Here is a 12,600-nt window from a genome sequence, read left to right as displayed (position 1 = left end):
TCAGCGGTCGGGGCGGCAGGACCAGAGGAAGACTCAACTGTGGAGCCAACATCGGGCGTCTATGTTGTGCTTGAACACCCAGCCAGGGCGCCCATCAGACCGAACGTGGCAACCAACGGGATGGCTATCTTGTTAAGAGTTCTCATGCTTAACTCTCCGTCCGTGAGCGCAGATTCTGTCTCTGGGCTCGGATTCTTCTCGGCGCAATTTCGATCTTTGTGCTACTCGACCTCCCGGCAGCAGCCCGCGATGGGAGGGGGATTGGTTCACCTGACGGACGTGTCAGGACTACAGCAACCAAGAAAGAAGTGGGGCGAGCTACCTTGGTAGCTCGCCCCACTTCTTAATCTGCCATTTCAGGAATTGCCATTCCCATGAGTGTTTGAAGGCTTGGGAGTTGCGCTTGGCTTGGCCGTTGGTGTGGCGGGCCTTGCTCCCGGATTCACTTTCACTTCCAGCGTGCCAACAGTATTGGCGGAGTGTGTGGCATTCGTGCTGATGAACTTCACTACAGCGTTGCGCTTGAAGGTGATGGGATTGGCTGTCACGGTCCACTTTGCGAAGCCCGGAATAGTGCAATCAGGCGACACAGGGACGGTCACTGCATTTCGCTGTCCAACTACGCGAGACTTGAAATCTGTTGCGCAGACGAAGCCGGACGGAACGGCGATCTTCACTGTGACGAACTCAGCGGGAGTCTTACCTCCAACAAGGATGGCCTTCGCCGGCAACTTCGTGATCTCAGCACCCGTCGTGCTTGGAGTTGCGGTTGGAGTTGCGCTTGGCTTGGCCGTTGGTGTGGCCGGCTTTGCTCCCGGATTCACTTTCACTTCCAGCGTGCCAACAGTATTGGCGGAATGTGTGGCATTCGTGCTGATGAACTTCACTACAGCGTTGCGCTCGAAAGTGATGGGATTGGCTGTCACGGTCCACTTTGCGAAGCCCGAAACACTGCAATCAGGCGACACAGGGACGGTCACCGCATTGCTCTGACCAACTACACGAGACTTGAAATCTGTTGCGCAGACGAAACCAGACGGGACCGCGATCTTTACTGTGACCAACTCTGCAGGAGTCTTACCTCCAACAAGAGTGGCTTTCGCAGGCAAGTTCGTGATCTCAGCACCCGTCGTGTGCGGGGCAGGCTCAGCGGCCGTGGCACTACCAGCAAATCCGACCATGCCCGACATGACAACCGCGCCGACAAGAATAGGAACAATTCGATCATGAGTGATTTTCTTGTACATGACGACCTCCGTTTATTGCTGCAAGCGAGATCCGATTGCGACTTTGTGCCGGGTCACGGTGACCGGAAAGCACAAACCCCGAATCCCTTGGCAGCTTCATTGCTATGCCACCGGGTCCGGGGTAACTAGTTTGAATGTAACCGTTTGTAGGGGACAGCGCAATTAACGCGTTGACCACCTCGGGCGGCAATTGGACGCATCCCCGCATCAAGTGCGCTTCATGCGCATGAGTTCGTCGAACTTGCCCCGCTGTGGCTCTTGGTGTGGGGCGGCATCTGCGGACTCCTCGGAGTACTGAGTCATATCGGACCGGAGTCAAACGCCAGTGCTGAAGCCATCGGCTACGCACCGAGGAAGTTCCAGTAGGAGGTCGGCTTCGGCGATCTCGCGTTGTCGGATGTGGGAACGGGTATTCGTACCTTCTTTGGTGCGCCCATCTGCATTGCTCCAGAGGGTCTCGTCGCAGCCAAGGCCGACATCGCGATCGCCAACATCCCTTGTGACATGTCGCTGGGCATGCGTGGTGCAGCCCAAGGGCCGACAGCCATTAGCGCCGGGCATGGGCACGCCCGAACCAGCCGGACTCACGCCTCGCTAGGTGTTCCCGATGCCGCCCCGGCTCGCCCACGAGGTCGGGATCGTCGGTGCCGAGATCGTGGAGATGAATTCCTTGGTCGACCCGGGGCCCTATTGCCTGGATCCAGTGAAGGCTGGGGATCGCTTGCACGCACAGCCCGAGTATCTGGCCGAATCCCTCAACGAGCCACCAGCCTCGCGATCGAAAGGGCTATCGCGGGACACGAGTTGAGGTTGTCATCTCTGGCGCAGTGACCTGCGCACTTCTCATGAGATTGAGCACGAAACTCTGGCTGAACGATTCGGGAAACGCTTGGTGCTCGATCTGTACATGATGGTACGCATCGTCCAACAGCGAGTCAGCGTTTGCGGCTTCAAGCACTGTTCCGCACGCGCATGCAACTTCGAGAGACATGGTGGTCTCCTTTCCCTGGCGCTGGCACCATGCTGGCGTGCTTCGACTTGGGATTCAAGGGAATTCAGGTCGCATCTGCATCTCAAAGTGCGTGACCATTGGCGGTGTTGGCTTGGGATAAGGAAATTCAAATGGGAAAGTCTCGAAACTTCGAGAGAGCCGATGCGAAACGGGAAGGGGGCGTTCACCAAGTGTTAGCCTGCGGTAATCAGCCGGCATCCCAACATTTCAGGATGGCTGCAATCGTTCTGAATGAGGTGCGCCATGTCGAAGCACGAAAAAAACGTCACCGATCACATTGCAAGTGCCGTGAAAGATCTCCCAGACAAAGCGCAAGAACACATTTCATCGGTGAAGGCAATGCTTGTTGATGCTGCCCAGTCCAGCGCGGACGGACTTGCTGATGCTGCACATGCAGGCGCAGACGCGCTTTCCCAGGCGGCACAGTCAGGCGCAGACGGCCTTGCCGACAATCTTGGCGATGCAAAGAAGCGACCGCGATCGCTGTTCCTCGGGCTCGTGATACTGGGTGTGCTCTCAGTTCTGGCGATCAAGGCCTGGCGCAATCGGAGCGTCTGATCCAACAGCTCCATCGCGACAGTGCAAGCTAGGAAAACTCACGGGATGCATTGCTCACTTCGAGCAACATTGAGTCCTCGGTTGCCAAAATTTGGTGGACAGAACTGGGAAGCAAATGCACCGTCTGACCTTGGACCATGACGATGCTGGTAAGCGAGTCAGCGTCCTCACCAAGATCGATTCGAACGGCCCCGGACATGAGCGAGAGGACTTCCTCCTCGTCCAAGTGCATTTGAAGCGCGAACCGTTCTCCTGAGCGAACATGGAGCACTTTGCCAACGAATCGACCCTCAACATCGGCGAAGACCTCCTCCTTGCCCCAGGGCTGTTCGGTGGTGAGCACCTCGCCAAGTTCGGATTCGTCCATCGCCCACTCAACGCCTTTCCAAGAAAAAGGAATGTGGGCTCACGCCAACGTCCAATAGTCGCGCGGTTTGGCCGCATGAAACTGACACGAAGATCGCAGTTGTGTCTCAACGAAGTCACATGGAACTCCAATTGCCCAGTTGAGCCCCTTTGAGTGGCGTACCGACAGGAATCAGGATTGAATGCCCATATGTTGCGATCAGCGCTTGTGGTCGAAGACGACGATGCAATTCGGCTCGTCCTTCGCATGAATCTTGAAGAAGATGGCTTCTCCGTGACCGAAGCTGAAGATGCTGAACGCGCCCTCACGATTCTTGAGAGCGCTCCGGTTGACGTCATGATCGTGGATCTCCGTCTACCGGGTATGCAAGGCCTTGAACTGATCAGGCGAGTGCGCACAAGCAGCCAAATGCCGATCATCATCGTCACTGCAAATGCTGACAGCCACGATGTCGTGGTCGGGTTGGAAGCTGGTGCAGACGATTACGTCACCAAGCCGTTTGTAGCCAAGGAATTGATGGCGCGGGTCCGCGCTCAGTTCAGGAAGGCTGTTCCTCCCGAGGCCGTGCCAGAAGTCCTCACCTGTGGGCCGATCGAATTGCGACCCGATACTGCAGAGGTGCTGAAGAACGGGCAGCCCGTTGCGGTCTCTCGCATCGAATTCTTCGTGCTCTCTGAACTCATCAATGCGCACGGGAAAGTCCTCAGCCGTGATTACCTTTTGCGCAAGGTTTGGGGCTACAGCAATGCGGGCGATGGCCGCATTGTCGACAATCTGGTCTACCGATTACGAAACAAGATCGAAAATGACCAAGCCAATCCCGAACTTCTGCTGACTGTGCGCGGATTCGGCTATCGCATGGTCGTGTAGGGCATGCGGGGCTCACCTCGTTTGCGCACGCGCGCAGCGGCCTCGTTTGCGATGTTGGTTCTGTTGATATCGACGATCCTCTCGATTGCCTCGTACCAATTCGCGCGCAGTTACCTCGTAAGAGCAGGCGAGAGCGTCGCGATCACGCGCGCATTGCTCGATGTCCAAGCGGTCAACTACTCGATCCACGTCACTGGCAATGCTGCGGAGAAAGCAATAGCGGATCTACCGCTCGTAGGAAACCGCGCATCGCAGCAGCTGTACACGCTGGACGGCAAGAATTGGGTGGGGACCCAATCCCCAGTACCTTCATCTGCCCTGCCGCCGGCCCTGCTGGTTGCTGCGCAAGATGGAGGTGCGAAGCAGCGATTCACGTATGACGGTCGGCCATATCTCGCCGTGGTTGCCAACGTTTCTGACGCTACGTACGCCGAAGTCTTTTCGTTTGGCGAATTAGACTCAAGTTTGAAACGCGCGCTATGGCTGATCTTCGCAATCATCATCCTTTCGTCACTGCTCGGTGGACTGCTTGGCTTGTACTTCGTCAACTACTTGTTGAAGCCAATGCGCGAATTGGCATCAAGTGCTCACAGACTCGCAGCGGGAGAGTTGGGTGCTCGCGTGCATCTGACGGGTGACCCGGATCTGGATCCAATAGCGGACACGTTCAACAGTGTCGCGGAGGCTTTGGAATCACGGCTGGCTCGAGAACAGAGATTCAGTGCAAATGTCAGTCATGAACTGCGCTCGCCAGTGACCTCAGTGCTTGGAACAGCTGAGTTATTGGAAACTCGAAGTGGGGAGTTACCTGCGCGAGAAGCCGGACTGGTGATTGTGCTTGCTCAACAGGTGCGCAGGCTCGCGCAAGTGTTGCTTGATCTCCTGGCGATCAGTCGAATAAATCCCGAGCATCCGCCGCAGTGGGAGAGCGTGAACGTAAAGCAACTGTGTATTGACTGCGCAACATACCGAGGTTTCGATCCTGCTTTGGTCAATGGCGACGACACGGTAATCCGGACCGATGCACGCAGAGTAGAAAGAGTGGTTGGAAACCTGATGGAAAACGCTCGCACGCATGGGGCAGGCGTTGTTCGAGTGGTGATTCTTTCCGAATTTGAAGCTGTGCAGGTGATGGTTGATGACGCAGGTCCGGGCGTTCCCGAGTCATTGCGGGACAGAGTGTTCGAGCCATTCCACCGCGGTGAAGGTCCCACCGCTCGAAACGGAGCCGGACTCGGCCTCGCCATTGCTCGAGAGCAGGCAATGAACATTGGCGGCGATATTTACATCACGAGTTCGCCGGAAGGGGGAGCGCGTTTTGTGGCGCACTTCCCGACGCAGGAGGCGACGTCATGACCCGAAGGATGCACGCCAACTTGGCGGCTTGTGTCGTGATCGGCCTCGCTTGCACGCTCTTGCTTTCGGCTTGCGGAGTGCCAAACGACGAGCAGCCAGAAAAGATTGATGTTCCCTCGATGAAATTAGCGACGAACTGAGTCAGTCAGAGTTCTCTCGCTGACTCAGTTCGTACCGGTAGCGCAGTTCCAATAATCGATTGTGGCGCGGGCATTCAGTGCCAATGCGTCAAGGCCATCTAAGCCGCGTGAATCACGGATTCACTGTTGGCGCCCGACCGTGATTCTTGTTCCGTCTTGGAACACCAGCACGATTTGTGGTCGAAATCGGTGCTCGTATTACGCCAGTCCGGGTCGTATCGAGGATTTCGCATGTCTCGGATATTCAGGATCAGAGTGATTCCGACAACGACTGCGAACATCCCTAGGAACACTGTCCCAAGAATCGAACATTCATCTGAATTTGGCCAGTTCTGCGTGGACTCGTTCCGGAGCCCCAAGAGCAGCAGAGCAATGCCAATGACTCCCAGCATTGCGGAGAGTCCGGCCAACACGCGTGCGAACAAACTGCCTGAGAGATTGTGAATCGGAGGGGTGTTCGTAACTCGACCAGCGAAGAAGTGAGTGCTTCTGACAGTTGCAGTACGGGACACGCTGCGCCGCCTTCCCGTTAGCGTCTACGCCATGCGGTGCGCGGGTGAAACAAACCAACCCCGGACCACAAGACATGTATATGGATGCTTTACCGGGTCCGGGGCAACAAGTCCACGGTATTGGATTGCGTGCCGGTGCGCAATCTCTTGGGCGAATGTCTGGCGTTGTCGCTCGCGGCGGACCAAGGCGGGGTTAAGTCCTTGTTCGCATCGGTGAAGAGCCGTATTCGCCGCCTTATTCATTCGTGTGGCGGGTGTCCTGAGGACACCCGCCACACGAACTTGTTCAGGGACTAGTTGTGACCCTGGAACACGACCTTGCCTGTTGCAGTGTCGACATAGGTCGCGCCGCAGGCGGCGGCCTTATCTGGGACCAGAGTCTGGCCTTGTGCTACCAGGAACCAGGTGCAGGACGCCGGGTTGCCGTTCGGGGTGAGACCCGGGGTGAAGCTGATCTTCTCAGGTACCAGTCCTCCACCGTTGTAGTTGGTGACCTTGCGCAGATTGTCGATGAACAACTGGCGCGTCGGGCACTTGCCGGCCACCTTGAGCCCGCGGATGAACAGGTCGGCACCGAGGTAGCCGATCGGACCGTAGGTGGCGTAGGGGTTGATGCCCGCTGCCTTCATGCCGTTGGAGTAGGTACGCACGGCGGCATTCGGGACACCAATCGGGACAGTGCCGGTGCCAACACCAAGTGCACCGTCAAGAGCGGTACCGGTCGTCTTCAGCACAGCTGGGTCAGAAAGACCGGCAACGTACATGCCCTTGAGCTTGACTCCCTGCTGGGCCATTGCCTGCGCGATAGAGACCGCACCTTCAGTGAAGCCGACGATGATCGCACCATCAGAACCGGAGTTCTTGATGCGAAGCGCGGTTGAGGTTGCATCGTGTGTGCTCTGTGGCTCATCGGCGATACGCAATGACTGAGTGATTCCGGGAACCAGGGTGAGCAAGCCCGCGGTGGTGTTGCCTGAAGCAGATGCTCCTGCCGAGGCGTGGTTGATGTTTGCAACCTTGGTCACGCCAAGCGTCTTGAGCTTCTGAATGGTCAGCAGCGAACCGATGCCTGGAGGCACGGTCACGCCGGTGACGCCGAAGGCATTGCGATCCTGACCAAAGGTCTGCGCATTAAAGCCAGTGACCGGAATACCGCCAGCCGTAAGCGTCACGTATCCACCAGCGGTGCTGGTATCAGTTGACACACCGAAAATGTTGTCCGATTGGATTGCCTGCTGGGCAACCGAAACAAACGAGGTTGGGTTGGACTGGTCGTCGTAGGCCTTGAAGAGGATCTTGCGACCGTTCACTCCGCCCTTGGCATTCTCCTGAGCGATGCGCAAACGGGCGGCTTGCGCGCCACCAACGAAGTTCGGTGCCGCGGGACCGGTTGTGGGCGAAATGAAGCCATAGTTCACCGTGGTCGGTGTGACGCCTGGCGTTGGTGCGCAGGCAGCATTACTGACGGCGACGGGCTTCGGCGCTGCGGTAGCTGCTGAGGCGCCATTGGCGGCAACGCTCAACAGCATGGCCGCGCTCAGGCCGCCGAGCACGAGGGCGGAACCCGCGCCTCGCTTTGAATGGACTGACATATTTCTCCCTATTACTCGGTGTGCGCTCCCAGACCTGTTGGAATGAGAAACGTTTCTCCCAGTGAGGTAATCCACCGGAACAGGGACAAATTAGATCTCCGGTACAACTCCGTACAGAGTGTGAACAAAAGCGTAATGTGAACGTGATTTAAGTGGGGCGTAATATCTGAAATCTAGTGATTTGTATGGGCTTTAGCCTTCGGCCTGACCAGGAAAGTAACTCTGGTCAGGCCGAATCACTGGAACGCTTGCCTACTGTCGTGGCGCGTCAGGCAGAAGCGTTTGCCGCTTCGTAGCGTCGCCGGTACTCCGCCTTTGAGGTCTCGGAGATGTCAACATCCTTCGATAGTGCGCGCAACGCTCCAACTGTTGCCTGCTCGCGCGGCGTGTGCTTAAACGGATCCCAGTTGAAGAACCGGGCAACGTTCTGCCAGGTGATTTTCTCGATCTCCTCGTCGGTACAGCCGGCACCATCGAGCTCTTTGAGCAGTACTTCGGGTGAGTACGGCCAAGTTGAGTCCGAGTGCGGGTAGTCACATTCCCACGAGATGGTGTCCACGCCGATCCGGTCGCGTAGCCGAAGTGCCGTCTTGTCGGTGATGAAGCAGGCCAGGAAGTTCTTCCTCCACACGTCGGTCGGTGTCATGCCCGGCGGGAGAGTGTCGAGCCCAGTCCAGGCTTGATTGATGATGTGCCGGTCCATGCGGTCCAACCACCCTGAGATCCAAGCCAGCCCACCCTCGGACATCGCGATCTTTGTGTCTGGGAAGCGGCGAAGCACCCCGCTGAGCATCAAGTCGGTGCCTGTGATCGCGGAGATCAGTGGCGCCAAGGTAATGGTGTCGTCAGGGCGTGCGTTCTTTGGGCGCTGCAGTAGCGAGAATCCACCGGCAATGTGCAAGCTGGCAACAATCCCGTGCTCGTTGATGGCTTTGAAGATCGGATCCCAATATCCCGAGGCGTAATCTGGCATGCCCAAGCCGTACGGGGTCTCCGGGATGCTGACCGTGACGCAGCCTTTCTTGGCGATGCGATGGATCTCCTTCACTGACTCATCAATGTCGTAGTACGGCAGGATGCACAGCGGCATGAACCGCCCTGGATACGAGCCCACGATTTCATCGAGGATGTAGTCATTGACTGCCTGGATCCCCATCAGGCTGAGTTGCTTGTCAGGCAGATTTGCCATGTGCGTGCCGGCGAAGCCCGGGAAAGTCGGAAACGTGGTGGCAGCAAGCACGCCATTGACGTTCATGTCGCGGACTTTCTCGTGCAAGTTGTAGACACCGGGACGCATCTCGGAGTAGCCGACTGGGTCGAAGCCCCATTCCTGCTTGGGCCAGGACACCACAGCACCAAGGCCGTTGGTGCCCACGCTCACGCCTTGAAATATCCACTCATCAAGGCCGGTGTCCTTATTGAGTACGAGTTTGGGTGCCTGGTCCTTGTACTGTGCGGGCCAGTGGCCTTCGAACGTGTCTGGTGGTTCGATCAAATGATCATCTGTGCTGAGCAGAATCATGTCGTTCAAGTTCATCTGTGTTCGCCTCCTTGCATCGGGAATGGCCGTTCAGTTGCCGATGTGCGCAATAGCAATCTGATTATGACCTTAGCCATTTTCGATTGGAAATAAAGGGAATTTCCCACGCTCTTGGTCTTTGTGAAACTCAGTAGGCACGAGCCGTTGCGAGGGCTTTGGGACAGACCGTAGGTCGATCTCAAAGAGCGGGAGCGACATACGCGCGTCCTGAATTGCGATCATATGGGCGGATTAGCATCAGCTCGGCAGCTGAATCATCGCTCTAGTCGAATGGCCATTGATCGACTCTTAGCGTTGGAGTTACGGCCGTTTCGTGACGACGAGGGTGAGGAAACGATCTGGTGCGCCGGATGTTGAGACCTTGATCGGGTAGCGCCCAGCCTTATCAAAACGCATTGTCGGCAACTTGAGAATGCCGCGCTTCTCAGCTTTGCTCTTGCCCAGAGTCACCCAGGTACCGGCGATACGCATCGACGTCGCATACGTCCCTGTTGTTGCCAGTCGTGTTCTGGGCACTACCCACAATGTGGTCTTGGTGTGGCCCACAGGTGCCTAGGCAGCGTTCGCTTTTGGCGACTGCACGGGGAGCAACTGTGCTGGAGTGGACGGTGCACTGGTGTCCAGGCGGACCCCGCCGCCCAATAACTGGACGCTGGATGTTTGGTGAGATGAAAGGGGCGCCAACGCTGCGCTTCGACCGGAACTACCCACCAGGGCGTTCGCGAGGACGCCGAAGTTCGGTACCCCCATCCCGGAGGTCATGTCGAATCCGGTCATCGCGCTCCAACCCACAATGCCATTCATCGTCAGTCCGAACAGGCTGTTATCGCCGATGGTGATATCGGTCAACGATGATTGGTACGCGGGACTGTACATGACCGTGTGAACGTCAAGAGTCCCGCCACCGTTGCTGATCGGACCTAGGCCACGAGCGCTGAGGATGGCATTGATGTTCGCGATGCCAGCAGCCACGGAAGGTGCTGCCGCGCTCGTGCCAGCATCAACCGACCATCCCAACTGGCCGGTTTGTGGGTTCGTCATGAACATGGCATAGCCAGGTGTTCCGGCAAGAGCTGCAACATCAGGCACCATGCGGTTGCGAGGAAAGGTTGGGTAGGCCTGTGCGGTAATCGACTCTTGAGCCGAGATCGCCGGGAACACGCTACTGATGCCACCACCACCAGCGCCTGGAGAGGCCGGTTGTCCATTGACCTGGAAATTCGAGCATCGCGACGATGCGCCTGCGTTGGCTGATTTCCAGACAATAGGCGTGTAATTCACGCCTGGCTGGTAGGGCCCGTTGGCCGACGTCGCCCACTGCGTTCCGCCAACTGCCAGTGCAGACGGGTCGCTGGCTGGGTACGTGGGCGTCAGTCCAGTTGCCGTGCTCTGCCCCGTCGAGAGGCATCCGCCGGAACCTGTATCGCCAGCGGCGACGACCACAATGACGCCGAGATCTGCAAGATCGGCCAGCAGATCCGAAGCTTCTTGGCTGTTGGACACCAGCACGTTTTGGCCGCCCACCATGGTGCTGTCGAATTGTTCGGGGCTGCCGTAGCTCACCGAGATGATGCACCCACCGGAAGGGAAATTCGGCCCGCGCGATGCGCTCGAAGAAGTGGTACCCGGTGCAGGATCGTTACTGAGAATCACCCCGCACTGCTGGGCGGCTAACTGCAAGGCGTCGAAAATATCGCCACCGGTATTCACCAGCGCCAGACTCGCATTCTTGGGCAGCGCCGCCCCCAACACCACGAGATCCAGATCTGGCTCACCGTTGTTGTCGGGCGAGGGGCCCGGAGGGTTTTGCGGGTCGTTGACAATCGTGGGATTGATCGATGGCAACCCACAGCCAGTCAGCGTGTTATTGATCGCCGTCATATTCGGGGGATTATTCTCTTCGATGGAAACGATGGCGTGACCAAGGTGGGTGCCGCCGCTTGGGCACTCAACGTTGTAGTTGCCATCGCTGCAGCGATAACTAATACGAAGGGAACCTGGGCCCAAGATCGCTTCATAAGCGCAACATATGGGGGTGGTCGACGGGCACACAAGTCGTTTCAGATAGCCAAGAAGCAAGGATCCGGATTAATGCAGGCGCACATTCGGCTTCGGCAATTTCATGTAATCCGCACGGCCGAAAGAGCGCCCGAAGATCAGCCGAGTCGCTTGCCGAGGACGAGCAGCCCGAGGGCAGCCAGAGCCGAGATGGCACCGGAAATGATCAACGGTACGGTGCCCGATCCGGCGCCTATTTCCCACAGCAGGCCGGCCCATACGCCTGCGATCAACACCGCTCCGCCGGAAAGTCCTTGCATGAGACCTTGGGCGTGGCCTCGCTGTGCCGGAGGTGTCAGGCTGGAGATCCAGGCCTTGCCGACTCCGTCGGTGATCCCTGCAAAACCGCCGTACACCAAGAGCAGCGCGACCGTCAACCAGCCAGCGGGCGCCAGGCCGAGCCCTAGGTAACCGATCGCGAAACACAGCAGGCCCAATGCATACACCCGGGCGCGCGGCCAGCGGTCAGCCAGCATCCCCGCAGGAAAGGCGATCAGTGCGTTCGCGAGGTTGAATGCCGCGTATGTTGCCACGACGGACATGGTGGAGAAGCCCTGGTCATTGAGGTGCAGTAACAACAACGCATCCGGGAAATTCACTAGGGCGATCACCGCGAGCAGTCCGGCGATGAGGCGAACTCGGGTCGGCAACGGTGGAGCTGCCTTCGACTTTTTGAGGCTGCTCGCCGGACCTTCTTGAGTCGTGTGATGTGAGTCGGTGCGCTGTTCTCTGGCAAGACCTACCAGCATCACGCTGATAACTGCAGGGACCACCGCTACCCACAAGGCAACACGGATGTTGCCATTGACAGTTGCAAGTACGGCCAGTCCGATCAGCGGACCAATGACCGCGCCCAAGGTGTCGGCCGCACGATGGAAGCCAAACACCTTGCCCAATGTCGCGTCCGGTGCTCCCTCGGTCAGCAAGGCGTCCCGCGGAGCGCCTCGGATGCCTTTGCCGGCTCGGTCCACAACCCTGCCAACCAGCACGACCGGCCACACCAGCGAGGCAGCAACAATAATTTTTCCGACCGCCGCGAGGCCGTAGCCGACTGCGACTGCTGGCTTGCGGCCGACGCGGTCCGAAAGTCGGCCAGAGGCGTATTTCAGCAAAGCCGCCGCACCTTCAGCAGCGCCCTCCACTATGCCCACTACGGCCGCGGGCGCACCAAGCACTGTTGTCAGAAGAATTGGCAGTAGCGGGTAGAGCATTTCGCTAGCGGAGTCCTGCGCTAGTGACACTGCAGATAGCACTTTGACGTTGCGTGTCAGCCATACGGGCTTGGTTGGCATGCTCACGCAATGAACTTAGTGATCCGGCGCCGAGAGACCTAAGGTGAACCGTGGCA

At 57.9% G+C, this 12,600-nt stretch carries 15 protein-coding genes; 5 read left to right on the top strand and 10 right to left on the bottom strand.

Annotated elements, in window-relative coordinates:
• Positions 1–356: 356 nt before the first annotated feature.
• Together Q7L55_08475 and Q7L55_08470 are read right to left on the bottom strand one after the other, a co-directional pair.
• Positions 357–1,247, bottom strand: coding sequence for a hypothetical protein (locus tag Q7L55_08475; protein ID MDO8732589.1), 891 nt, complete (start codon positions 1,245–1,247; stop codon positions 357–359).
• 315 nt (positions 1,248–1,562) lie between these two features.
• Positions 1,563–1,808: a hypothetical protein gene (locus tag Q7L55_08470; protein MDO8732588.1), complete on the bottom strand. Its 246-nt coding sequence runs from the start codon at positions 1,806–1,808 to the stop codon at positions 1,563–1,565.
• A 46-nt stretch (positions 1,809–1,854) separates the two neighbouring features.
• Between Q7L55_08470 and Q7L55_08465 the strand changes: the two genes are divergently transcribed.
• Complete coding sequence (locus tag Q7L55_08465; GenBank protein ID MDO8732587.1) at positions 1,855–2,055, top strand: hypothetical protein; 201 nt, start codon at positions 1,855–1,857, stop codon at positions 2,053–2,055.
• Here the strand turns inward: Q7L55_08465 and Q7L55_08460 are convergent.
• Positions 2,035–2,238, bottom strand: a complete 204-nt coding sequence (locus tag Q7L55_08460; protein MDO8732586.1) for a hypothetical protein — start codon at positions 2,236–2,238, stop codon at positions 2,035–2,037. The genes Q7L55_08465 and Q7L55_08460 overlap by 21 nt on opposite strands.
• Before the next feature lie 264 nt (positions 2,239–2,502).
• Between Q7L55_08460 and Q7L55_08455 the strand changes: the two genes are divergently transcribed.
• A complete protein-coding gene (locus Q7L55_08455) occupies positions 2,503–2,817 on the top strand; it encodes a hypothetical protein (GenBank protein MDO8732585.1) in 315 nt (104 codons plus the stop codon).
• A 28-nt stretch (positions 2,818–2,845) separates the two neighbouring features.
• Here Q7L55_08455 and Q7L55_08450 read toward each other — a convergent pair whose 3' ends face one another.
• Positions 2,846–3,184, bottom strand: a complete 339-nt coding sequence (locus Q7L55_08450) for a cupin (protein MDO8732584.1) — start codon at positions 3,182–3,184, stop codon at positions 2,846–2,848.
• A gap of 189 nt (positions 3,185–3,373) precedes the next feature.
• On the opposite strand from Q7L55_08450, the gene Q7L55_08445 reads away from it, so the two are divergent.
• From Q7L55_08445 to Q7L55_08435, 3 genes are read left to right on the top strand one after another with little or no spacing between them, the layout of a single operon-like run.
• Positions 3,374–4,054 carry a response regulator transcription factor gene (locus tag Q7L55_08445; GenBank protein MDO8732583.1) on the top strand — a complete coding sequence of 227 codons (681 nt, stop codon included), beginning with the start codon at positions 3,374–3,376 and terminating at the stop codon, positions 4,052–4,054.
• A 3-nt stretch (positions 4,055–4,057) separates the two neighbouring features.
• On the top strand, positions 4,058–5,410 hold the full coding sequence (locus Q7L55_08440; GenBank protein MDO8732582.1) for a HAMP domain-containing sensor histidine kinase: 1,353 nt from the start codon (positions 4,058–4,060) through the stop codon (positions 5,408–5,410).
• Positions 5,407–5,550, top strand: coding sequence for a hypothetical protein (locus tag Q7L55_08435; protein ID MDO8732581.1), 144 nt, complete (start codon positions 5,407–5,409; stop codon positions 5,548–5,550). Before Q7L55_08440 ends, Q7L55_08435 begins: the two co-directional genes overlap by 4 nt.
• A 98-nt stretch (positions 5,551–5,648) precedes the next feature.
• Here the strand turns inward: Q7L55_08435 and Q7L55_08430 are convergent, their stop codons facing one another.
• From Q7L55_08430 to Q7L55_08405, 6 genes are all read right to left on the bottom strand, one after another.
• Entirely contained in the window at positions 5,649–6,062 is a 414-nt protein-coding gene (locus Q7L55_08430; GenBank protein ID MDO8732580.1) for a hypothetical protein, read from the bottom strand.
• A 293-nt stretch (positions 6,063–6,355) separates the two neighbouring features.
• Entirely contained in the window at positions 6,356–7,654 is a 1,299-nt protein-coding gene (locus Q7L55_08425) for an ABC transporter substrate-binding protein (GenBank protein ID MDO8732579.1), read from the bottom strand.
• A 268-nt stretch (positions 7,655–7,922) separates the two neighbouring features.
• Positions 7,923–9,191 (bottom strand): amidohydrolase family protein, encoded by a 1,269-nt coding sequence (locus Q7L55_08420; protein ID MDO8732578.1) that lies wholly within the window; start codon positions 9,189–9,191, stop codon positions 7,923–7,925.
• A 303-nt stretch (positions 9,192–9,494) separates the two neighbouring features.
• Entirely contained in the window at positions 9,495–9,710 is a 216-nt protein-coding gene (locus Q7L55_08415; protein MDO8732577.1) for a hypothetical protein, read from the bottom strand.
• 36 nt (positions 9,711–9,746) lie between these two features.
• On the bottom strand, positions 9,747–11,201 hold the full coding sequence (locus tag Q7L55_08410) for a hypothetical protein (GenBank protein MDO8732576.1): 1,455 nt from the start codon (positions 11,199–11,201) through the stop codon (positions 9,747–9,749).
• Positions 11,202–11,350: 149 nt separating this feature from the next.
• Entirely contained in the window at positions 11,351–12,544 is a 1,194-nt protein-coding gene (locus Q7L55_08405) for an MFS transporter (protein ID MDO8732575.1), read from the bottom strand.
• Positions 12,545–12,600 lie beyond the last annotated feature (56 nt).

Source organism: Actinomycetota bacterium, from assembly GCA_030650795.1.
Classification (GTDB): Bacteria; Actinomycetota; Actinomycetes; order S36-B12; family S36-B12; genus UBA11398.
Note: the sequence above shows the minus strand (reverse complement) of the source record. Positions and strands in the feature narration are given on the sequence as shown.

Bases quoted from the DNA above. Each gene is read 5' to 3' on its own strand.
- Q7L55_08435 (MDO8732581.1), top strand. From the start codon at position 5,407: ATGACCCGAAGGATGCACGCCAACTTGGCGGCTTGTGTCGTGATCGGC.
- Q7L55_08440 (MDO8732582.1), top strand. From the start codon at position 4,058: ATGCGGGGCTCACCTCGTTTGCGCACGCGCGCAGCGGCCTCGTTTGCG.
- Q7L55_08475 (MDO8732589.1), bottom strand. From the start codon at position 1,247: ATGTACAAGAAAATCACTCATGATCGAATTGTTCCTATTCTTGTCGGC.
- Q7L55_08445 (MDO8732583.1), top strand. From the start codon at position 3,374: ATGTTGCGATCAGCGCTTGTGGTCGAAGACGACGATGCAATTCGGCTC.
- Q7L55_08450 (MDO8732584.1), bottom strand. From the start codon at position 3,184: ATGGACGAATCCGAACTTGGCGAGGTGCTCACCACCGAACAGCCCTGG.
- Q7L55_08465 (MDO8732587.1), top strand. From the start codon at position 1,855: ATGCCGCCCCGGCTCGCCCACGAGGTCGGGATCGTCGGTGCCGAGATC.
- Q7L55_08425 (MDO8732579.1), bottom strand. From the start codon at position 7,654: ATGTCAGTCCATTCAAAGCGAGGCGCGGGTTCCGCCCTCGTGCTCGGC.
- Q7L55_08455 (MDO8732585.1), top strand. From the start codon at position 2,503: ATGTCGAAGCACGAAAAAAACGTCACCGATCACATTGCAAGTGCCGTG.
- Q7L55_08420 (MDO8732578.1), bottom strand. From the start codon at position 9,191: ATGAACTTGAACGACATGATTCTGCTCAGCACAGATGATCATTTGATC.
- Q7L55_08470 (MDO8732588.1), bottom strand. From the start codon at position 1,808: ATGCCCGGCGCTAATGGCTGTCGGCCCTTGGGCTGCACCACGCATGCC.
- Q7L55_08405 (MDO8732575.1), bottom strand. From the start codon at position 12,544: ATGCCAACCAAGCCCGTATGGCTGACACGCAACGTCAAAGTGCTATCT.
- Q7L55_08460 (MDO8732586.1), bottom strand. From the start codon at position 2,238: ATGTCTCTCGAAGTTGCATGCGCGTGCGGAACAGTGCTTGAAGCCGCA.